The organism is Kribbella sp. NPDC050281 (genome assembly GCF_040655855.1).
Lineage (GTDB): Bacteria > Actinomycetota > Actinomycetes > Propionibacteriales > Kribbellaceae > Kribbella.
In genome coordinates this window covers 1-19,973 of sequence record NZ_JBFAKS010000020.1, presented here as the reverse complement: position 1 = coordinate 19,973, position 19,973 = coordinate 1, and the positions used below count along the sequence as shown (strand labels likewise).

Here is a 19,973-nt window from a genome sequence, read left to right as displayed (position 1 = left end):
TCGCCGCCGTCCACAGGCCGCCGCCGATCAAGCCGTCGTACGGCGGCCGCCGGGGTGTGCTGTGGATAACTTCCGGGGGCACGGTCGCGATTCGTGCACTCTCTTGGGCATGGACCTCGACGACATCGCCGGCTACAGCCTGCGCCGGAAGCTCGGGTCCGGATCAGCCGGCAGCGTCTGGCAGGTCCGCGACCTGGCCTCCGGCCGTAACGCCGTGCTCAAACGCGTCCCCGTCAGTGCGATCTCAGACCTGGAGGAGCTTCGTGAACAACTCTTCATCCTGCAACGCGTCAATCATCCCCATCTCGCGCGTCTCCTGGAGCTCCGCGAGACCGAATCCGAGTGGCTCCTGTTCGGCCAGTACGTCGCGGCCGGCACCCTCACCAGCCTGCTCGGCCGCCGTGGCGCCCTGTCCACCGGCGAACTGGTCACGCTCCTCAGCCCGCTGGCGGAAGCCCTCGACCACCTCCATCGCTCCGGCCTCACCCACGGCCGAGTCACCGCGCCGAATGTCATGTTCGACTCGGCCGGCCGCCCCGTCCTCACCGACCCGGTCATCCATCCGCACCTCAACCCTGGGGCCAAGTCCCCAGCACCCACCGACGACCTCACCGCTCTGACCCACCTCGCCCATCAGTCCGGGGGCAGCCCTGCCCTCTTCCCACCAACGCTGTTCTCCACGGGCGGGACCCGCGACCTCCTAACCCTCGACGCCCCCGCACCCATCGACCTCGCCTTCCCCGAGCCGGAGAACGGCCCGGACACCACCAAGCCACCCACCGACGACGATGATCCCGTCCAACGCTCCCGGGGCCCGCTGACCCCATCCCCACCCGATGCGTCAGCAACCGACTCCGTGCAACCAATCGGGCCCCAGCTCACCCCACCCAAGCCCGTTCCGCGCCTCCCCAAGCCCTCTCGCCGCCCCACATCCCGTCGCCCCAGGCTCAGCCGCCGGACCGCTGCCACGGCCACCAACCCCCTCGACCGCCTAACGCCCAGGCAACCCGCGTCCGAGCCGCCCGCGCCACCTCCCTCGACACCAACCACGAACTCGTCCGGCCTGCCTCCACCAGGACGTCGCCGACCACGCCGTCGCGTCTGGCGCCGGAAGCACACGTTCTGGCGACGCAGGTTCCCCCACCCCGCGTACGGCGTATTGGCCGCAGCAGGACTCGGCGCAGTGGTTGTACTCGTCCTCGGCCTACTCACAGTAGGCGCACTCGACAACCAACCCACCCCAACAGCCGCCACAGAGCCAGCCACAACTCCACCCCAGCAGGCCCCAACCCCACCGCCGTCGCAGACCTCAACTCCAGCACGTGCGCAGACCTCGACCGCGTCGCCGCAGCCCTCAACACCCTCGCGCTCGCCACGGCCGGCTGAGACAGCGGACTGGGTGCGGACTCTGCAGGCTCTGGATGCCCAACGGGCACAGGCGTTCTGGGCTCTGCAACCGAGCCTTCTCGACAAGATCTACGTACCAGGGAGCAAACCGTGGACCTCCGACCGCGCCCTCATCGTGGCCTACAGCAAGCAACAGCTCCGGGTCCAGGGACTCCGCATCCGCATCGACTCCACCACCGTGGAGCGCCGCACAACGACGAGTGTCACGCTCCGGACCGTCGACCACCTGATCGCCGGCCGCCTCGTGGACCGTCACGGCACCAGCACCCCATTGCCACCGGCCACGCCTACGACAAGGCTCATCACCCTCACCACGAACCCCATTACGCCCGCGTGGCGAATAGCCATGATCACCAACGTCTGACGACCAAGGCGCGCCCCACCCCGAGCCGTGCGTCAGCTGCTGAGAGCGGCCGACAGCGCAGCGGTGACGGTGGGGTGGTGGAACGTGAAGTTTGTGGACTGGAGGCGCGTCGGGATGGCGCGCTTGCTGCCCAGGAGTTCCCAGGCGAATTCACCCAGCACGGCCTTCATCAGGAACCCCGGAATCGGGAAGAAGGCGGGCCGGTGCAGCGCGGTTGCCAGGGCCTCGGTGAACTGCAGGTTCGTCACAGGCATGGGCAGCGTGACGTTGACCGGCCCGCTGATCGAGTCGGTCTCGGCGATGTGCCGGACCCCGCGGAGCCAGTCGGTCAGAGAGACCACCGGGAAGTACTGCGTGCCTGGTCCCAGCCGGCCACCCAGACCGAGGCGGAAAGGAAGCGAGATCAATTGAAAGGCCGGAGCCTTGCGATCGAGGACCACGCCCGTACGCAGGGACGCGACGCGGCTACCGGCTTCGCGGGCGGGTTCGAGCGCGCCTTCCCAGAGGCGGACGACGTCGGACAGGAACCCTTCACCCAGCTCGGAGTCCTCGGTGAGGATGCGGTCTCCACAGTCCAGTCCATAACCGCCCACGCCGCTCTGACTGATGAGCACCGGCCTACGCTCGAGCTGGGCGGCGACGGCGGCCAACGTCGCGGTCGTGCTGACTCGGCTCTCGCGAAGGGTCCTGCGGTACGTCGGAGTCCACGGCCGGCCGATGTTCGCGCCGGCGAGGTTCACCAGGACATCGGGCTCACCGAGTGCGGCCGGGTCCAGGTCACCGCGCGCCGGGTCCCACTGGATCTCGTCCGGCTTGGCAGGCGTACGACGTACCAGGCGGTGGACCTGGTGGCCGTCGGCGGCCAGGTCGCGGGCGAGTGCGGTGCCGAGGAAGCCGGATGCGCCGGCCAGGACGTACTTCATCCAGCGTGCTCCTTCGTCGGGTTCGGCTGTGGCGGGCCGTGTGCTGACAGCGGTGCCCGGGTGCAAACGGGCGTGAACGGAAAAGGCGCCGGTGCTCGCCTCGGGGAGACGGACACCGGCGCCATCAACGGATCAGACGTCGAACTGGGCCTCTTCGAGGCGCTGCTTGACGGCGGTCAGGTAGCGGGCCGCGTCGGCGCCGTCGACCAGTCGGTGGTCGTAGGTGAGCGCCAGGTAGACCATCTGCCGGATCGCGATCGTCTCGCCGAGCTCCGGGTGGGTGATGACGACCGGGCGCTTGACCACGGCGCCGGTGCCGAGCATGCCGACCTGCGGCTGGTTCAGGATCGGGGTGTCGAACAGCGCGCCCCGGCTGCCGGTGTTGGTGATGGTGAACGTGCCGCCCGCCATCTCGTCCGGCAGCACCTTGTTGTTGCGGGTGCGGTCGGCCAGATCCGCGATCCGCTTCGCCAGGCCGGCGATATTCAGGTCCCCGGCGTTGTGCACGACCGGGACCATCAGGCCCTTCTCCACGTCCACCGCGATGCCGAGGTGCTCGGCGGCGTGGTAGGTGATCTCGCCCTTCTCCTCGTCGATCGACGCGTTCAGCTTCGGATACTGCTTCAGCGCGTCGACTGCGGCGAGGGCGAAGAACGGCAGGAAGGACAGCTTGACGCCCTCGCGGGCCTCGAACTCGGACTTCTTCCTGTTCCGCAGCTTGGCGATCTCGGTGACGTCGACCTCGACCACGGTGGTCAGCTGGGCCGAGACCTTCAGCGAGTTGACCATGTGGGCCGCGATCGCCTTGCGGATCCGGCTCATCTTCTCGGTGGTGCCGCGCAGCGGGCTGACCGTCGGAGCCTGCGCCGCAGGAGCTGCGGCAGCTGCCGGGGCGGCTGCGGGTGCGGCCGCAGCAGCCTTCTTCGCCTCGGCGGCGGCGATCACGTCCTGCTTGCGGATCCGGCCGCCGACGCCGGTGCCCTGGACAGCGTTGAGGTCGACCTGGTGCTCGGCCGCGAGCTTGCGGACGAGCGGGGTGACGTAGTTAGGCCCGTCAGACGACGATCCGTTCGCCGACGCTGCGACCGGAGCAGCGGCAGGAGCCTGAGCCGGCTCGGCCTGCGGGGCGGGCGCAGCGGCCGGCGGCTGGGCGGCGGGAGCCGGAGCCTGGGCAGCCGGTGCCTGGGCAGCCGGTGCGGGTGCAGCGGCCGGTGCCTGAGCAGGCGGAGCGGCCTGCGGCGCCGGAGCGGCCTGCGGCGCGGGCGCGGCCGGTGCCTGAGCAGGCGCCTCGGCCTCGGCCGGGGCCGCGGCGGCGGGAGCCGCGGCGGGTGCGGGGGAGGAGGCCGGGGCAGCGTCGCTGGAGCCGACGATGGCCAGCTCGGCGCCCACCTCGACGGTCTCGTCCTCGGCGACCTTGATCTCGAGCAGCTTGCCCGCGATCGGCGACGGGATCTCGGTGTCGACCTTGTCGGTGGAGACCTCGAGCAGCGGCTCGTCCACCGCTACGTCGTCACCGACCTGCTTCAGCCAGCGGGTGACCGTGCCCTCGGTGACGCTCTCGCCGAGCGCCGGCAGCGTCACCGACGTACCGGAGGCGGAGCCACCGCCGGAGGACTGGGCCGGGGCCTCGGCGGCCGGAGCGGCCTCAGCCGGGGCGGCCTGCGGTGCTGGGGCAGCCTGCGGTTCGGGCGCAGCCTCCGCGGCAGGAGCAGGAGCCTCTGCAGCCGGAGCCTCTGCAGCCGGAGCCGCCTCAGCCGGGGCGGACTCGGCCGGGGCGGACTCGGCCGGAGCGGCCTCGGCCTCGGCTGGAGCGGAGCCAGAGCTCTCGCCGGCGTCGCCGATCACCGCGAGCTCGGCGCCGACCTCGACGGTCTCGTCCTCGGCGGCCTTGATCTCCAGCAGAGTGCCGGCCACGGGCGACGGGATCTCGGTGTCGACCTTGTCGGTCGAGACCTCCAGCAGGGGCTCGTCGACGGCAACCGTGTCACCGACCTGCTTGAGCCAGCGGGTGACGGTTCCTTCGGTGACGCTCTCCCCGAGGGCCGGCAGGGATACAGAGGTCGGCATGACGGTCGTTGCTCCTTCGTCTGATCGGTCGAGTGTCAGCCTACGGGGCCGCCGGAGCGAGCGGGATCCGGGTTACAGCGGACGCGCACGCCCCGCGGCCTCAAACCTACTCGGACAGTCCAGTGGCTGCCCGACCATCTCAATCGTGGAAATGCAGTGCCTTTCCGGCCAGCGCGAGGTGGGCTTCGCCCAGGGCCTCGTTCTGGGTCGGGTGGGCGTGCACCAGCGGTGCGACGTCGGCCGGGTAGGCCTCCCAGTTGTAGATCAGCTGGGCCTCGCCGATGAGTTCGCCGACGCGGGAGCCGACCATGTGCACGCCGACGACCGCGCCCTCCTTGGCACGGACCAGCTTCACGAAACCGGAGGTCTTCAGGATCTGGCTCTTGCCGTTCCCGCCGAGCGGGTAGTTCAGCGTCTCGACCTCGCCGTACTTCGCCTTGGCCTGCTCCTCGGTCAGACCGACCGACGCGACCTCCGGCTCGGAGTAGGTCACCCGGGGGATGCCGGCCTCGTCGATCGGGGTCGGGTTCAGGCCGGCGATGTGCTCGGCAACGAAGATGCCCTGCTGGAAGCCGCGGTGCGCGAGCTGCAGACCGGGCACGATGTCGCCGACCGCGTAGAGGCCGGGCACGCTGGTCTGCAGTGTCTGGTCGACGGTGACGAAGCCACGGTCGAGCGCGACACCGACCTCCTCGTAGCCGAGACCGGCCGTGTTCGGTCCGCGGCCGACCGCGACCAGCAGCACCTCCGCCTCGATCACCTCACCGCCCGCGACGCTGACCTTGACGCCGGTATCGGTCACGGCGACAGACTCGAACGCGGTGCCGGTCTTGAAAGCGATCTTGCGCTTGCGGAACGCCCGCTCCAGGGCCTTGCTCGCGTCGGCATCCTCCGCCGGGACGAGCCGGGGCAGTGCCTCGACGATCGTGACCTTGGTGCCGAAGGAGGTCCAGGCGGAGGCGAACTCGACGCCGATCACACCGCCACCCAGCACGACCGCGGATTCCGGGACCCGGTCCAGCGTCAGCGCGTGCTCGCTGGCGATGACCCGGTCGCCGTCGAGCTCCAGGCCAGGCAGAGACCGCGAGTACGAGCCAGAGGCAAGGATGACCTTCTTACCGGTGTACGTCGTGTCGCCGACCTGGACGGTGGTGGGGGAGGTGAGGCGGCCTTCGCCCTCGATCACGGTGATGCCGCGGGCCCTCAACTGGCCCTGCAGGCCCTTGAACAGCCGGTCGACGACGCCGTCCTTGTACTTGTTGACCCCGCCCATGTCCACGCCCTCGAGCGTGGTGCGGACACCGAACTGTTCACCTTCGCGGGCCGAATCGGCCACCTCGGCGGCGTGCAGGAGGGCCTTGGTCGGGATGCACCCACGGTGCAGACAGGTCCCGCCCACCTTGTCCTTCTCCACCAGAGCGACGGACAGGCCGAGCGTGGCGGCCCGCAGTCCGGCGGCGTAGCCACCGCTGCCTCCACCAAGAATCACCAGGTCGTACGTCGTACCGCTGTCTGCCGTGTTCGTCACAGGTTCCTCCGTGGGCGTCTGGTCGGCGGGCCGGCCCCGGATCGCGGTTCCGGCCCGGCGACATCTTTTCACCGCCGCGGCAGGGCGCCTCCGCCGGGCCGGTCGCAGGGCGTGGCGCTGGGTGCCTGGGTTGTGGTGTTAGGGATACTTTCCCTATGAAGTGGTTCGGTCGCCGGCAGAAGCCGGGCACGATGCGCCGGTCGGAGAATCCGGATCAGGCGCACCTTCGGGAGTTCGCTCAGACCCGCCAAGGCGTCGAAGGGTTCGTCGAGCCGCGTACGGCGGTGACCGAGTACACCCTGCTGCTGGTCGCCATCGACGGCGAGTGGACGCGGCGCCGGGTGCCGTCGGTCCAATGGGCGCACAACTTCGCCAACAAGCTGGGGATCCCGTCGTACGACGCTGCGGTGGTCGGCTACCCGCCTCGAATGCGGGAATACAACGCCCGGATGAAGAAGAACGGGCTGAGCTGAGCCGTCCCGCTGCCGCCGGCGCCGTTAGGCCCGCTGCCGCGGACGATGCCGGTGGGTGCAGATGAAGGATCAGCACGAGTTCTTCGCGTCCGGCAACCTCGAGTGGACGGACGCGGGTGGAGGCATCGCCGAGAAGGTGCTCAGCCGCGACAACGAGAACGGCGACCTGACCCGGCTGGCCAGATGGGCCCCCGGCACCACGTCGGGCGCCGGGGTCATCAGGCACGAGTACGTCGAAGAGGTCTATCTGCTCGAGGGCTCGCTGACCGATCTCACCCTCGAGCAGACCTTCGGCCCCGGCGACTACGCCTGCCGGCCGCCGGGGATGCCGCACGGCCCGTACACGACGGTCGACGGCTGCACCATGCTCGAAATCCGCTACTCAGCTCGCTGAGGCGGCCAGCTCCACCAGGGTGCGAACGGCGTACCCGGTGCCGCCGGTGGGGGTGTAGCCGGCCGGACCGCCGTCGTTGAAGGCCGGGCCGGCCACGTCGAGGTGCACCCAGTCGATGCCCTCAGCAACGAAGTCGCCGAGGAACGCGGCCGCGGCCAGCGCACCGCCCCACGGCTCACCGGTGATGTTGGCCAGGTCGGCGACCTTGGAGTGCGACTTCAGCTTGTCCAGCATCTCGGCCGGGATCGGCAGCGGCCACATCGCCTCGCCGGCGGTGAGCGCGGCGTCGACCACCCGGTCCCGCGCTGTGTCGGTGTTCGCGAACGCGCCGGCCACCTTGGTGCCCAGGGCAACGACGCAGGCGCCGGTCAGGGTGGCCACGTCGATGATCAGGTCAGGCTCGTCCTCGGACGCGCGGACCAGTGCGTCGCCGAGCACGAGCCGGCCCTCGGCGTCGGTGTTCAGCACCTCGACGGTCTTGCCGCCGTACATGATCAGTACGTCGGACGGGCGGGCCGCGGACCCGGACGGCATGTTCTCGGCCATCGCGGCGTACGCGGTCACCTGGACCGGCAGCCCGAGCCGCGCGATCGCAACGGTCGCACCGATCACCGCGGCGGCGCCGGCCATGTCGGACTTCATGCTGACCATGCCCGTGGAGGTCTTCAGCGACAGGCCGCCGGAGTCGAAGGTGATGCCCTTGCCGACGAAGGCCAGGTGCGTCACCGGCTTCTTCGGCGTGTAGCTCAGCCGGACCAGCCGCGGGGGATTCGTCGAGCCCTGGCCGACGCCGAGGATGCCGCCGTACCCGCCCTTGGCCAGAGCCTTCTCGTCCAGCACCTCGACCTTGACGCCGTACTCCTTGCCGAGCTTCAGCGCCTGCGCGGCGAACTCGACCGGGTGCAGGTCCGACGGCGGGGTGTTGACCCAGTCGCGCACCTGCTGGACCGCGTCGGCGGTCACCTCGGCCCGCTCGAGCGCGGCCTTGGCCTCCTTCGTCCGGGCCAGGTCGGTGAGCACGATGAGGTTGCCGGGGACGTCGGACGGGCCCTCCGACTTGTACGCGGTGAACGAGTAGCGGCCGAGCAGCGCGCCCTCGGCGACCGCGCGGATGCACTCGACGTCCGGTGTCGGCAGCGCGAGCGCGACGGACTGGGCCGTCTTCGCGGCGCGTACGCCGGTGCCGGCCGCGGCCCGCAGGTCCTCGGTCTTCAGCTCGCCGTCGGGGGCCGCGCCGAGACCGACCGCGATCAGGCTGGCCGACTTGCCCGGCTTCGGGCCGGGCACCTTGGTGACCTCACCGGATTTGCCGGTGGCGCCGAGCTCGGACAGCACCTCCACCAACTTCCCGCCGTACGCGGCGTTCAGCGACTCGGTACCGGCGGGCAGGGTGACGCCGCCGCCGAGTTTGACCACGCCGATGACCACGGCGTCGGTCTTGACACCGGCCGCATCCGACTTGCTCAGGGTGATGGTGCTCACGAAATCCTCAGTCCTCCTTGACCGCGCCGGGCAGACGGCCGGCCGTGACGGTACGTGAATGCTGCCTCCGCATGCTACGCGTCGGGTAAGTTCCGCTCCATGACCGCGTCAGCCGAATTGAAGAAGTCCCCGTTGCACGAGCGCCACGTCGCGCTCGGCGCCAAGTTCGCCGAGTTCGGCGGCTGGGAGATGCCGCTGGAGTACGGCGGTGTCGTCGCCGAGCACACCGCGGTGCGTACCTCTGTGGGGGTCTTCGACGTGAGCCATCTGGGCAAGGCGACAGTGAAGGGGCCGGGGGCAGCGGCGTACGTGAACTCCTGCCTGACCAACGACCTGGGCAAGATCGCGCCGGGACAGGCGCAGTACACACTGTGCTGTAACGAGCGCGGGGGAGTGGTCGACGACCTGATCGCCTACCTGCATGCCGACGACGACGTGTTCCTGATCCCGAACGCGGCCAACACCGCCGAGGTGGTCCGCCTGCTGCAGGCGGACGCGCCGGAGGGCGTCGTGGTGACCAACACCCACGACGACTACGCGATTCTCGCGGTGCAAGGGACCAACAGCGACGACGTGGTGTCCGCCATCGGTCTGCCGATCGGCCACGACTACATGTCTTTCACGACGGCCGAGTTCGCCGGTACGCCGGTCGTGGTCTGCCGCACCGGTTACACGGGCGAGCGCGGATACGAGCTCGTCGTACCGAACCAGGCCGCGGTTGCGGTGTTCGACGCGTTGCTGGCGGCCGGAGCGCCGTACGGGATCGTCCCGGCCGGGCTGGGTGCACGGGACACGCTGCGGACCGAGATGGGGTACCCGCTGCACGGTCAGGACATCACTCCGGACATCACCCCTGTGCAGGCGCGGTCCGGCTGGGCCGTGGGGTGGAAGAAGGAGCACTTCTGGGGAGACGAGGCGCTGCGCGCGGAGAAGGAGCGTGGACCGGCCCGGATCCTGCGCGGACTGCGTGCCGCCGGGCGAGGGATCCCGCGGCCGCACATGACCGTGCTGGACCAGTCCGGCACCACTCTCGGCGAGGTTACGTCCGGAACGTTCTCACCGACGCTGAAGAAGGGCATCGCGCTGGCGCTGCTCGACGCGACGGTGAAGGAGGGCGACCAGGTGGTCGTCGACATCCGTGGCCGTCAGGAGACGTTCGATGTGGTCAAGCCACCCTTCGTCACCGTCCACGTACGGGAGAGCTGAAGGTCCTCGGTCCAGGATGTGACTACGGTGAGCAACCGGACACTGAATGTGTTCTGTCGTCACCGAGTGTTATAAGTTGGCACAAATTGGACACTGTCGGTGCTGTGCCGACGCATTTTGCGAACGAATGACTGCAGAGGGTGACGTCGCGGGGCAAATGTTCCGTTCCGGTACCCGTTCCGGTAACGATTTGTGCACTGGTGCCGGGCACCGCTGGTTTGGTGTCACAGTGTCAGGCAGGCTTGCGCCCGGTTGTGGGGGAATCGGTGCTGTCAAGGGGATTTGACGGAGCCGCCCACAGAACAAAGGCTCGGCACGATATCCACCGATATGTGCCGGATCACCAGACCGAATCCGGTTGACAGAGCTGACGGAGCGCGAATGAGTATTGGGTCACCCGACTCGACCGTAGGTGTCGAGGACCACCCGGCGTCGGCGGAACCGGTACGGACCACTGCGACGCCGCACGGCAAGTCGCCGAGCCGGATCGCATTCGACCGGCTGCGCAAGGACCGGGTCGCTGTGGCGTGTGCGTCGATCGTGGTGTTCTTCATCCTCGTTGCGGTGTTCGCACCGCTGCTGACCAAGCTGGAGGGGCAGAACTACAGCACCTTCCACACCGACCTCGTCGACGAGTTCGGCTATCCGACGATCTCCTTCAGTCCCGACCACTGGTTCGGGGTCGAGCCGAAGACAGGCCGCGACAGCTTCGCCCGCTGGGTGTACGGCGCCCGCCCGTCGCTGATCATCGCCTTCCTCGCGACCCTGTTCGGCACCGTCGTCGGTGTCGTGATGGGTCTGCTGGCCGGCTTCCTCGGCGGCTGGGTGGACCGGGTCATCTCGTGGCTGGTCGACTTCGTGCTGAGCCTTCCGTACCTGCTCTTCGCGATCGCGCTGGTGCCGATCGTCGAGTCGATGCGCGGCGGTTCGTTCAACCTGACCCCTCAGGAGCAGGCGCAGATCCGCTTCTACGTTCTGATCTTCGTCTTGTCATTCTTCGGCTGGGCAGGTCTGGCCCGGATCATCCGTGGTGAAGTCCTGTCGCTTCGCGAGCGCGAGTTCGTGCTCGCCGCCAAGGCGATCGGTGTCCCGACCCGGCAGGTCCTGTTCAAGGAACTGCTGCCCAACCTGGTCGCACCGATCGTCATCTCGGCCTCGCTGTCGTTGCCCGCGTACGTGACCGCGGAGGCCGGCCTGTCGTTCCTCGGTGTCGGACTGGTCGAGCCGATCCCCTCGTGGGGTCAGACGATCGCCGTCGCCACCAACTGGTTCAAGGCCGACCCGCTCTACCTCTGGTTGCCAGTGGTCGGGATCACCACTTTGGTGTTGTCCCTGGCCCTGCTCGGAGATGCGATCCGGGACGCCTTCGACCCCAAGACTCGCCGGTAGTTCGGCGATTGCCCCAGCGGCAGAAAAGGAGAAACCCGACCATGCAGTGGAAACGGATCACCGCAGTCGCGGCGACGGTCATGTTGGCCGCCGTGGCCTGTGGCAGCCCGTCCTCGAACAGCGGAACAAACAGTGGTGGGCAGGGCGACCTGGGTGGGGCCCAGGAAAAGGCGACTGACGCCACTGCGAAGGGCCCGGCCGCGGAAGTCGACGGAGCGAAGAAGGGTGGCACCGTCACGGTGCTGTCCGACGTCACGCCGGACACCTTCGACCCGACGAACATCTATTACACCGACGGCAACCAGATCAGCAAGCTGATGTTCCGGACGCTGACGCAGTACCGATTGGACGGGGACAGCCACAAGCCGGTCCTCGTTCCGGACCTCGCCGAGGACCTGGGTACGAAGTCGGCCGACGGCCTGACCTGGACCTTCAAGTTGAAGAAGGGCATCAAGTACCAGGACGGCACGGAGGTGAAGGCCGCCGACTACGCGTACGCGATCAAGCGCTCCTTCGCTCACGACCTGTACGACGCCGGACCGACGTACCAGCTGCAGTTCTTCAAGGACGGCGACAAGTACAAGGGCCCGTACGGCGCCGGTGGCGCGAACTACGCGGGTGTCGAGACGCCGGACGAGAGCACGCTGGTCATCAAGCTGGCGAAGAAGTTCGACGACCTGCCGTTCTACGTCGCGTTCCCGATGTTCACGCCGATCCCGCAGGCGAAGGACACGCAGAAGAACTACGAGCAGCGCCCGATGTCGACCGGCCCGTACAAGGTCGACTCCTACGTTCCGGGCACCGAGCTCAAGCTGTCGAAGAACCCGAGCTGGGACCCGAACACCGACCCGGTGCGGCACCAGTACGTCGACGCCTGGGACTTCAAGTTCGCCCAGGACACCATCAAGGCTCAGCGTCAGGTCCTGGCCAGCTCCGGCCCGGACGCCAACGCGCTGAACTACTCCAACCTGGACAGCACCCTGCTGGCCGAGGTCAAGGACCAGTCGCAGCTCGTCAAGGGCCCGTCCCCGTGCACCATCACGTACCCGATGGACACGCGGAAGATCCCGCTCGAGGTGCGCAAGCTGATCGCCAAGGCCTACCCGTACGACTCGTGGCGTAAGGTCGCCGGTCTGAACCCGGCCACCGACCCGCCGGCGTCGACGATCCTGCCGCCGGCCGTCCCGGGCTTCGTGAAGTACGAACTGCCGGGTCTGAACGGCACCGGTAAGGGCGCCGAGGACGACGCGGTGGCCGCCGAGATCAAGTCCGAGCTGGGCAAGCTGGGCAAGGCGAACTTCGAGCTCAGCTGGTACTTCTCGATCGACGACCCGATCTCGACCCAGAGCAGCCAGCTGCGTCAGCAGGTGTTCGAGAAGGCCGGCTTCAAGGTCAAGACCATCGGTGTTCCGAAGGCCAAGCTGCGTACCTACGTCGGCAACCAGGACGCTCCGGTCAACATCGGCAAGACCCCGACCGGTTGGTGCTCCGACTGGCCGTCCGGCACCAGCTGGTTCCCGGTCCTCTTCCGCTCCGACGCGATCGCCCTGGGCAACAGCATCGGTCAGCTGGAGGACAAGGCGCTGGACGCCAAGATCGACGCGGTCTCGGCGAAGACTCCGGATGAGCAGCTGACGGAGTGGACGAAGATCGACAAGGACATCCTGGAGAATTACCTCCCGGCCTTGCCGCTCTACTACTCCAACACCGAGGCTCCGATGGGCAAGAACATCGGGCACGCGATCAACGACCCGACACAGGGTCTGCCCGAGTTCACCTCGATCTACCTGAAGCAGCCCTGATCGAGGCCCGTTCTGAAGCAGTAGTCATTCAATGAACGGTGGAGTGGTGTCCGGATCACGGTCCGGGCACCACTCCGATCGGTGAGGAGACAATCCCGTGCTCTACTTCGTGGCGCGCCGTCTGGTCAGCGCGCTCAGTGTCGTGTTGGTTACGCTGATCGCGACCTTCGCGCTGTTCTTCATCGCGCCCACGGACCCAGCCGGCGCGATCTGCGGCGAGCGCAACTGCACCACGCAGCGCTACAACGAGATCAAGGCGAACCTTCACCTTGACAGGCCCAAGGTTCAGCAGTTCGCGGAGTACACCGCGGGCATCTTCACCGGCCGTGACTTCACCACCTCCGGAGTCAGCCAGCACTGCGCCGCGCCGTGCCTGGGCTTCTCGTTCAAGAACGACCGGCCGGTCACCGAGATGCTCAAGTCCCGGCTCCCGGTGACGGTGTCTCTGGTCGCCGGCTACGCCGTCCTGGTACTCACCATCGGCGTCTTCGTCGGATCGATGGCGGCGAAGAGACGCGGGACCCTGGGCGACCGCGCCCTGATGACCAGCACGCTGGTGGTCAGTTCGGTGCCCTACTACATCGTGGCGCTGATGATCGCGCTGTACCTGACCATCTTGTATCCGATCCTTCCACGAGGGGAATGGACCCCACCGTCGGACAGCGTCGGGAAATGGTTTGCCGGCCTGCTCACCCCGTGGCTGGTGCTCGGCATCTACAACTGCACTTCCTACGCTCGGTACTCCCGCGGATCCATGGTCGAGACGCTGAGCGAGGACTTCATCCGGACCGCGCGGGCCAAGGGCCTGTCCGACCGGGTGGTCACCTACAAGCACGCGCTGCGGTCCGGCCTGATCCCGGTGATCACGATCTTCGGCCTCGACGTCGCGGGCAGCCTCGGCGGCGCGATCTTCACCGAGAAGATCTTCGGTCTGCCCGGCCTCGGCGTACTGGTGCTGGACAGCTTGAACAGTTACGACCTGCCGGTGATCATGGGCACCGTACTGGTGGCCTCGGTCGTGCTGGTCGCGATGAATTTCCTCGTGGACATCGGTTACAGCCTGATCGACCCGCGGGTGAGGCTTTCGTGAGCACACCTGCCCCTGAAGACCGGAAGGACAGCATGGTCGAGAGCGCAGCTGGCGAGTCACAGTCGACCGCGGCGGCCAAGCGTGGCCCGTCGGTCGCCACCCGTGAGCGTCGGCAGGCTTCGATCAACCCCAGCGGCGAGACGCCGTACCTGGTGGTCGAGGACCTGACGGTCAAGTTCCCGACCGCGGACGGTCTGGTCAGCGCGGTGAACGGGCTGAGCTACTCGGTCCCGCTCGGCCGCACTCTGGCGATCGTCGGCGAGTCCGGTTCCGGCAAGTCCGTGTCCAGCATGGCCGTGATGGGCCTGCACGACCGCAAACGCACCCGGATCACCGGCTCGATCCGGCTCGGCGGCGACGAGATCGTCGGCCTGTCCGAGCACGAGCTGATGAAGATCCGCGGTGACGCGGTGGCGATGGTTTTCCAGGACCCGCAGTCCTCGCTGCACCCGCTCTATACGGTCGGCAACCAGATCACCGAGGCCTACCGGGTGCACCACAAGGTGTCCAGGGACAAGGCCAAGAAGCGTGCTCTGGAGATGCTCGACCTGGTCGGTATCCCAAACCCGCAGCGCCGGTTCTCGCAGTACCCGCACGAGTTCTCCGGCGGTATGCGCCAGCGCGCGATGATCGCGATGGGTCTGGTCAACGACCCGAAGCTGGTGATCGCCGACGAGCCGACGACCGCGCTGGACGTGACGGTGCAGGCGCAGATCCTGGACCTGCTGAACAACCTGCAGAAGGAGTTCGGCTCCGCGATCGTGCTGATCACCCACGACCTGGGTGTGGTGGCCGAGATGGCCGACGACGTGCTGGTGATGTACGCCGGCCGCTGCGTCGAGTACGGCACCGCCGAGGACGTGCTGGCCAACCCGCGGATGCCCTACACCTGGGGCCTGCTCGAGTCGATCCCGACGGTGTCGGCGGCGAGCGAGCGGCTGCGCCCGATCAAGGGTCTGCCGCCGAGCCTGCTGAACCTGCCCGACGGCTGTTCCTTCAGCCCGCGCTGTCCGTACCAGGACCGGGTGAAGGGCGAGCGTTGTATCACCGACCTGCCGGAGCTGCTGCCGGTGGACGGCGCCGGTGCCCACACAGCCCGTTGTCACCTGCACGACAAGGCCACGATCTACGCGGCCGAGGTCGCGCCGAGACTGGGCTGACAGGGGGCTGAGGAGAGAGATGAGCGACAACACTGTGCGCAAGGTCGACAGCGTTCCGTCCGGCAGCACGGCGACGGACTCCGGCGCGCCGCTGCTGGAGGTCCGGGACCTCAAGATGCACTTCCCGATCAAGGAAGCGGCCGGGCTCGGCCGGACCAAGAAGGTCGTCCAGGCCGTCGACGGCGTGAGCTTCGAGCTCCACGCCGGCGGGAGCATGGGCCTGGTCGGCGAGTCCGGCTGTGGCAAGTCGACGACCGGCCGGATGATCACCCGGCTGCTCACCCCGACCGCGGGCGAGATCCTGTTCAAGGGCACGAACATCGCCCACCTGAAGGAGCGGGAACTGCGCCCGTTCCGGCGGCAGCTGCAGATCGTCTTCCAGGACCCGTACAGCTCCCTGAACCCGCGCCAGACGGTCAGCAACATCATCAGTACGCCGCTGCGCGTGCACAACCTGGTGAAGAAGGGCAAGGAGCTCGACCGGGTCCAGGAACTGCTGGAGCGGGTCGGCCTGAACCCCGAGCACCACAACCGGTACCCGAACGAGTTCTCCGGCGGTCAGCGCCAGCGCATCGGCATCGCCCGGGCGCTCGCGGTGGAGCCGGAGGTGATCATCGCCGACGAGCCGGTGTCCGCGCTGGACGTGTCCATCCAGGCCCAGGTGATGAACCTGCTGGAGGACCTGCGCCGCGACCTCGGCATCGCGTTCGTGTTCATCGCCCACGACCTGGGCGTGGTCCGGCACTTCTGTGACCGGGTCGCGGTGATGTACCTGGGCAAGATCGTCGAGCAGGGCACGCGCGATCAGATCTACGGCGCTCCGCAGCACCCGTACACGCAGGCGCTGCTGTCCGCGGCTCCGGACCTGGGCACCATCCGTGGTGTGCCGCCGAAGGAGCGGATCCGGCTGGTCGGCGACGTACCCTCGCCGATCGACCCGCCGAGCGGCTGCCGGTTCCGGACCCGCTGCTGGAAGGCCGAGGACATCTGCGCGACGCAGGAGCCCCCGCTCGAGGCGAAGCCCCAGTCCACTGCCGGCCACGCCGCGGCGTGCCACTTCGCGGAGCCGAAGGTCGACCTCACCGCCGAGGTCTCAGCCTGAAACCCGTTGCACAGAAGGGCCCCCGCTCCGGCGGGGGCCCTTCTTCATCCGTGCTTGAGCTCGTCCCGCTCCTGGGCGAACCGGACCGTCTCGAACGCGATCAGCACCGCCAGTAGAGCAGCGAGTACGGCGAGCTGCCCGAGTGCCGGCACGTTCGTGACCAGCGGTATGGCGATGAGCACGAGAGCGGCTGTGATCAGCCGGGACACGCTCCACTGGTGCATGGTCCGGCGCTTGAACCCGACATGGCCGAGCAGGTAGAGGGCGACGCCGACGAAGAGCGCGTAGAGACCGACGCCCTTCAGCGGATCGTCCAGGTGATGGTGCTCGGTGTCGCCGACGTACTCCAGGACCTTCTTGAGGCCGAGGGCGAGCAGGACGATCCCGATCACCATTGGCAGGTGCAGGAACGTGTACGCGTCGCGGGCCAGCTTGGGACGGGTCTCGGGTGGCTCCTTCTCCAGCGCGCGCTCGCCGTACCGCACGGCGGCGTCGAAGTAGATCCACCAGAGCGCGGCGGACACCACCAGGCCGAGGAGGGACGCGAGCAGGATCGGCCAGGAGATCGGCAGGTCGGTGACGCCGACGCCGATCGCGACGATCGACTCGCCGAGCGCGATGATCACGATGAGGCCGTGCCGCTCGGCGAAATGCGCCGCCGACCGGAACCGCCAGCCGCGTGCGTCGATCAAGTAGGTGCCGCCGTAGTCCGCCGCCAGAGCCGCTGCCCACAGCAACGTCTGGGTCCTCCCGTGGTACTGCGAGGCGATCAGCAGGAGCGCCGTAGCGGCGAGCATCGACGGCGCGAACCGGAGCAGCGTACGCCGCAGCACCGGGTCGCCGTCGGCGATCAGCCAGAACAGGACCAGGTGCAGCGCCCGGAAGGCGAAGTACGCACAAGCGATGACCACCGGGCCGGGCAGACCGCCGGGCAGGTCATGGAAGGCCTCGGGAATCGCGAGTGCGATCAGGAACATCGCCGCCATCGACAGCAGCAGGACGCCGGCGACCGAGCCCTCGTCGGCCTTGACGAGGTTGCACAGCCAGGAGAAGCCGATCCAGCTCCACCAGAGCAGCCCGACCAGGAGGATCCCGCGGAGCAGTCCGTGCCAGCTCAGGTCGTGCGCCATCAGCGCCGTGATCTGCGTCAGCGCGAAGACGAAGACGAGATCGAAGAACAGTTCCAGTGTGGTGACCGACTGGTCCGCGCTCGTCTCCAACGCCCGGATGGATCTCCTGGATGCCGCCATGGCGCACATCCTGCCATCCAGCCCGCGCTGTTTCCCTCGATCGCCGATTGGTTCGGTGGGCTCCCGCTGGTCAGGGTCAGGAGGGAGCCCACCGGGTCTCTATGCGCGGCCGTGCGCCTGCCGGCTGCGGCGGCTGAGCGAGTCGATGGTGACAGCGATCAGAAGCACCACGGCAGTCACGATGTAGCGGACGCTGGAATCGAGGCTGAGCAGGGCCAGACCGTTCGAGATCGACATGATCACCAGAGCTCCGAGCAAAGCGGAGTACGCCGATCCGCGGCCACCGAAGAGGCTCGTGCCGCCGATGACGGCGGCGGCGATCGCGTTCAGGTTGGTGTCCGTGCCACCGCTGCTCTGACTCACCGCCACCAGCCGGGCCGCCGCGAGGATGCCGCCGACGGCGGCGAAGGTCGAGCAGGCCGCGAAGACGGACAGGTAGATCATCCGGACGTTGATACCTGCCCGCCGGGCGGCCTCGACGTTGCCGCCGACCGCGAACACCGAGCGGCCCCAGCGGGTCCGCCGGACGACGAGGTCGGTGCCGACCACCAGCGCGAGGAAGAACAGGAACATCGACGAGACACCGCGATCGCCGTTCAGCACGAAAACCGGGACGACCAGCGCCACGGCCAGGGCGCCTGCCTTGATGGCGATGACCGATGTAGGGGCGGCCGACAGTCCGGCCGCCGCGCGGGCGCCTCGGCCACGCAAGCGGGTCAGCACGTACAGCGCGACCACCACCACGATCAATCCGTAGGCGACAACGGGGGAGAGGAAGCTGCGCGCGGCGAATCCGACCAGCGCGGAGTCGTACGGCAGGTTGAGCGTGCCCTCCTTGCCGAGCACAAGCAGTTGGAGACCGAGGAAGCCGAGCAGACCGGCCAGGGTGATCACGAAGCTCGGTACGCCGAAGCGGGTGTAGAGCGCCCCGTAGAACAACCCGATCACGAGCCCCAGGGCGATGCTGACCAGAAGCGAGAGCACCCAGGGCCAGTCCAGGTTGACGAAGGTGACGCCGAGGACAGCGGCGGACAGGCCGCTGACCGAGCCGACGGACAGGTCGATCTCGCCGAGCAGCAGCACCAGCACGATGCCCAGCGCGATGACGCCGACCGAGGTGGTCTGCAGGGTGAGGTTCACCAGGTTGCGGCTGGACAGGAACGAGCCGTTCGCGATCTGGAAGACCGCCCAGATGATGATCAGGCCGACCGCCACCGGGACCGAGCCGAGGTCACCCGAGCGGAGCCGGGCGGTGAACGCCGAGACCGCGCCGCTGATGCCGTGGCTGGCGATCAGCCGCTCGTCCTGCAGGTCGGCGGGCAGTTGGTCGGTGCCGTTCGTGGACGTGGTACCGGGGGGCGGGGTGTCCTGCGGCCGGATCTCTGATCCGTGCAACGTCATGATGCCGAGCCCTCCTGCTGTGTCCGGCGCGCGGCGCGCTCGGAGACGGCGTTGTCCGTCGCGCCGGTGATGGCGGCGATGATGTCCTGCGTCCTGGTCTCGCTGACCACGAAGACGCCGTTGTTCCGGCCGAGCCGCAGTACGGCGACCCGGTCCGCGACCGCCATCACGTCGGCCATGTTGTGGCTGATCAGGATCACGGCCAGGCCGCGTTCGCGCAGCCGCTCGACCAGGTTGAGCACCTCGGCCGTCTGGGCCACGCCGAGAGCCGCGGTGGGCTCGTCCAGCATCACGACCTTCGGCTGGCCGAGCAGGCTGCGCGCGATCGCGACGGTCTGCCGCTGGCCGCCGGACAGACTGGCGACCGGGATCCGGACCGACGGGATCTTCGCGGACAACTGCCGGAGCAGTTCCCACGACGACCGCTCCATCTCGACCTCGTCGAGCACCCGGCCCCGGCGCAGCTCACGGCCGAGGTACAGGTTCGCGACCACGTCGAGGTTGTCGCACAGGGCCAGGTCCTGGAACACCGTGGCGATGCCGAGCTGCTGCGCCTCGGCCGGGCTGCCGACCCGCACCTCCCGCCCGTCGAACACCATCGTGCCGTCGTCGGCGGTGTAGACACCGGCGATCGTCTTCACCAGCGTCGACTTGCCGGCGCCGTTGTCGCCGACCAGGGCCAGCACCTCACCGGTCCGGACGTCCAGCTCGATGTTCTTCAGGGCTTGGACCGCGCCGAAGCGTTTGGAGACGCCCCGCAGCGTCAGCACCGTACCGGTGCCGACGGGGACAGGTGTGGGGGTGACAGTCACTCGATCAGCCTCCTGGGCTTTGCGTTCAGGCCATGATCGCGGCGATCCGTCCGCCGGGACAGACCCGGCGGGGGGCCGGCCCCCCACCAGCGGCGCACACGGACCCGCAGCCGGCCGAGCGGT

General features: G+C 68.4%; 16 protein-coding genes and 1 pseudogene. 10 read left to right on the top strand and 7 right to left on the bottom strand.

Annotation, left to right across the window (positions count from 1 at the left end):
- Positions 1 to 109: 109 nt before the first annotated feature.
- Together AB0I34_RS22000 and AB0I34_RS21995 are read left to right on the top strand one after the other, a co-directional pair.
- Positions 110 to 490, top strand: a pseudogene (locus AB0I34_RS22000) (protein kinase); the annotation flags it as partial.
- 909 nt (positions 491 to 1,399) lie between these two features.
- The gene (locus tag AB0I34_RS21995; protein WP_360447896.1) at positions 1,400 to 1,771 is read left to right on the top strand and encodes a hypothetical protein; all 372 of its coding nucleotides are present in this window, start codon (positions 1,400 to 1,402) and stop codon (positions 1,769 to 1,771) included.
- 32 nt (positions 1,772 to 1,803) lie between these two features.
- On the opposite strand, the gene AB0I34_RS21990 is transcribed toward AB0I34_RS21995, so the two are convergent.
- The 3 genes from AB0I34_RS21990 to lpdA all read right to left on the bottom strand — a co-directional run bounded on the left by AB0I34_RS21990 (position 1,804) and on the right by lpdA (position 6,289).
- Positions 1,804 to 2,694 carry a TIGR01777 family oxidoreductase gene (locus AB0I34_RS21990; RefSeq protein ID WP_360447673.1) on the bottom strand — a complete coding sequence of 297 codons (891 nt, stop codon included), beginning with the start codon at positions 2,692 to 2,694 and terminating at the stop codon, positions 1,804 to 1,806.
- Between the two features lie 132 nt (positions 2,695 to 2,826).
- Positions 2,827 to 4,761, bottom strand: a complete 1,935-nt coding sequence (gene sucB, locus AB0I34_RS21985) for a 2-oxoglutarate dehydrogenase, E2 component, dihydrolipoamide succinyltransferase (protein WP_360447671.1) — start codon at positions 4,759 to 4,761, stop codon at positions 2,827 to 2,829.
- A gap of 139 nt (positions 4,762 to 4,900) precedes the next feature.
- Positions 4,901 to 6,289, bottom strand: a complete 1,389-nt coding sequence (gene lpdA, locus AB0I34_RS21980) for a dihydrolipoyl dehydrogenase (protein ID WP_360447669.1) — start codon at positions 6,287 to 6,289, stop codon at positions 4,901 to 4,903.
- A 155-nt stretch (positions 6,290 to 6,444) separates the two neighbouring features.
- Here lpdA and AB0I34_RS21975 point away from each other — a divergent pair, with 155 nt between their 5' ends.
- Complete coding sequence (locus AB0I34_RS21975; protein ID WP_131350737.1) at positions 6,445 to 6,762, top strand: hypothetical protein; 318 nt, start codon at positions 6,445 to 6,447, stop codon at positions 6,760 to 6,762.
- Between the two features lie 61 nt (positions 6,763 to 6,823).
- The gene (locus AB0I34_RS21970; RefSeq protein WP_360447667.1) at positions 6,824 to 7,156 is read left to right on the top strand and encodes a cupin domain-containing protein; all 333 of its coding nucleotides are present in this window, start codon (positions 6,824 to 6,826) and stop codon (positions 7,154 to 7,156) included.
- On the opposite strand, the gene AB0I34_RS21965 is transcribed toward AB0I34_RS21970, so the two are convergent.
- A complete protein-coding gene (locus AB0I34_RS21965) occupies positions 7,145 to 8,638 on the bottom strand; it encodes a leucyl aminopeptidase (RefSeq protein ID WP_360447665.1) in 1,494 nt (497 codons plus the stop codon). The two genes, AB0I34_RS21970 and AB0I34_RS21965, sit on opposite strands and share 12 nt — an antisense overlap.
- Positions 8,639 to 8,737: 99 nt before the next feature.
- Here AB0I34_RS21965 and gcvT point away from each other — a divergent pair, with 99 nt between their 5' ends.
- The 6 genes from gcvT to AB0I34_RS21935 all read left to right on the top strand — a co-directional run bounded on the left by gcvT (position 8,738) and on the right by AB0I34_RS21935 (position 16,387).
- Positions 8,738 to 9,844 carry a glycine cleavage system aminomethyltransferase GcvT gene (gene gcvT, locus AB0I34_RS21960; protein ID WP_360447663.1) on the top strand — a complete coding sequence of 369 codons (1,107 nt, stop codon included), beginning with the start codon at positions 8,738 to 8,740 and terminating at the stop codon, positions 9,842 to 9,844.
- 381 nt (positions 9,845 to 10,225) lie between these two features.
- A complete protein-coding gene (locus tag AB0I34_RS21955; RefSeq protein ID WP_360447661.1) occupies positions 10,226 to 11,233 on the top strand; it encodes an ABC transporter permease in 1,008 nt (335 codons plus the stop codon).
- 41 nt (positions 11,234 to 11,274) lie between these two features.
- Positions 11,275 to 13,035, top strand: a complete 1,761-nt coding sequence (locus AB0I34_RS21950; protein WP_360447659.1) for an ABC transporter substrate-binding protein — start codon at positions 11,275 to 11,277, stop codon at positions 13,033 to 13,035.
- A gap of 97 nt (positions 13,036 to 13,132) precedes the next feature.
- Positions 13,133 to 14,125 carry an ABC transporter permease gene (locus tag AB0I34_RS21945; RefSeq protein WP_360447657.1) on the top strand — a complete coding sequence of 331 codons (993 nt, stop codon included), beginning with the start codon at positions 13,133 to 13,135 and terminating at the stop codon, positions 14,123 to 14,125.
- A gap of 32 nt (positions 14,126 to 14,157) precedes the next feature.
- A complete protein-coding gene (locus AB0I34_RS21940) occupies positions 14,158 to 15,285 on the top strand; it encodes an ABC transporter ATP-binding protein (RefSeq protein WP_360447890.1) in 1,128 nt (375 codons plus the stop codon).
- A 19-nt stretch (positions 15,286 to 15,304) separates the two neighbouring features.
- Positions 15,305 to 16,387, top strand: coding sequence for a dipeptide ABC transporter ATP-binding protein (locus AB0I34_RS21935; protein WP_360447655.1), 1,083 nt, complete (start codon positions 15,305 to 15,307; stop codon positions 16,385 to 16,387).
- 44 nt (positions 16,388 to 16,431) lie between these two features.
- Here the strand turns inward: AB0I34_RS21935 and AB0I34_RS21930 are convergent, their stop codons facing one another.
- The 3 genes from AB0I34_RS21930 to AB0I34_RS21920 all read right to left on the bottom strand — a co-directional run bounded on the left by AB0I34_RS21930 (position 16,432) and on the right by AB0I34_RS21920 (position 19,850).
- Positions 16,432 to 17,637: a low temperature requirement protein A gene (locus AB0I34_RS21930; RefSeq protein WP_360447653.1), complete on the bottom strand. Its 1,206-nt coding sequence runs from the start codon at positions 17,635 to 17,637 to the stop codon at positions 16,432 to 16,434.
- A 99-nt stretch (positions 17,638 to 17,736) separates the two neighbouring features.
- A complete protein-coding gene (locus tag AB0I34_RS21925) occupies positions 17,737 to 19,038 on the bottom strand; it encodes a sugar ABC transporter permease (protein WP_360447652.1) in 1,302 nt (433 codons plus the stop codon).
- Entirely contained in the window at positions 19,035 to 19,850 is an 816-nt protein-coding gene (locus AB0I34_RS21920) for an ATP-binding cassette domain-containing protein (protein ID WP_360447650.1), read from the bottom strand. Before AB0I34_RS21920 ends, AB0I34_RS21925 begins: the two co-directional genes overlap by 4 nt.
- Between the last annotated feature and the right edge of the window lie 123 nt (positions 19,851 to 19,973).

What these genes read in the sequence shown, in the direction of transcription:
- AB0I34_RS21925 (WP_360447652.1), bottom strand. Translation starts at nt 19,038, where the DNA reads ATGACGTTGCACGGATCAGAGATCCGGCCGCAGGACACCCCGCCCCCC.
- AB0I34_RS21930 (WP_360447653.1), bottom strand. Translation starts at nt 17,637, where the DNA reads ATGGCGGCATCCAGGAGATCCATCCGGGCGTTGGAGACGAGCGCGGAC.
- AB0I34_RS21975 (WP_131350737.1), top strand. Translation starts at nt 6,445, where the DNA reads ATGAAGTGGTTCGGTCGCCGGCAGAAGCCGGGCACGATGCGCCGGTCG.
- AB0I34_RS21935 (WP_360447655.1), top strand. Translation starts at nt 15,305, where the DNA reads ATGAGCGACAACACTGTGCGCAAGGTCGACAGCGTTCCGTCCGGCAGC.
- gcvT (WP_360447663.1), top strand. Translation starts at nt 8,738, where the DNA reads ATGACCGCGTCAGCCGAATTGAAGAAGTCCCCGTTGCACGAGCGCCAC.
- sucB (WP_360447671.1), bottom strand. Translation starts at nt 4,761, where the DNA reads ATGCCGACCTCTGTATCCCTGCCGGCCCTCGGGGAGAGCGTCACCGAA.
- AB0I34_RS21940 (WP_360447890.1), top strand. Translation starts at nt 14,158, where the DNA reads ATGGTCGAGAGCGCAGCTGGCGAGTCACAGTCGACCGCGGCGGCCAAG.
- AB0I34_RS21955 (WP_360447661.1), top strand. Translation starts at nt 10,226, where the DNA reads ATGAGTATTGGGTCACCCGACTCGACCGTAGGTGTCGAGGACCACCCG.
- AB0I34_RS21990 (WP_360447673.1), bottom strand. Translation starts at nt 2,694, where the DNA reads ATGAAGTACGTCCTGGCCGGCGCATCCGGCTTCCTCGGCACCGCACTC.
- AB0I34_RS21970 (WP_360447667.1), top strand. Translation starts at nt 6,824, where the DNA reads ATGAAGGATCAGCACGAGTTCTTCGCGTCCGGCAACCTCGAGTGGACG.
- AB0I34_RS21950 (WP_360447659.1), top strand. Translation starts at nt 11,275, where the DNA reads ATGCAGTGGAAACGGATCACCGCAGTCGCGGCGACGGTCATGTTGGCC.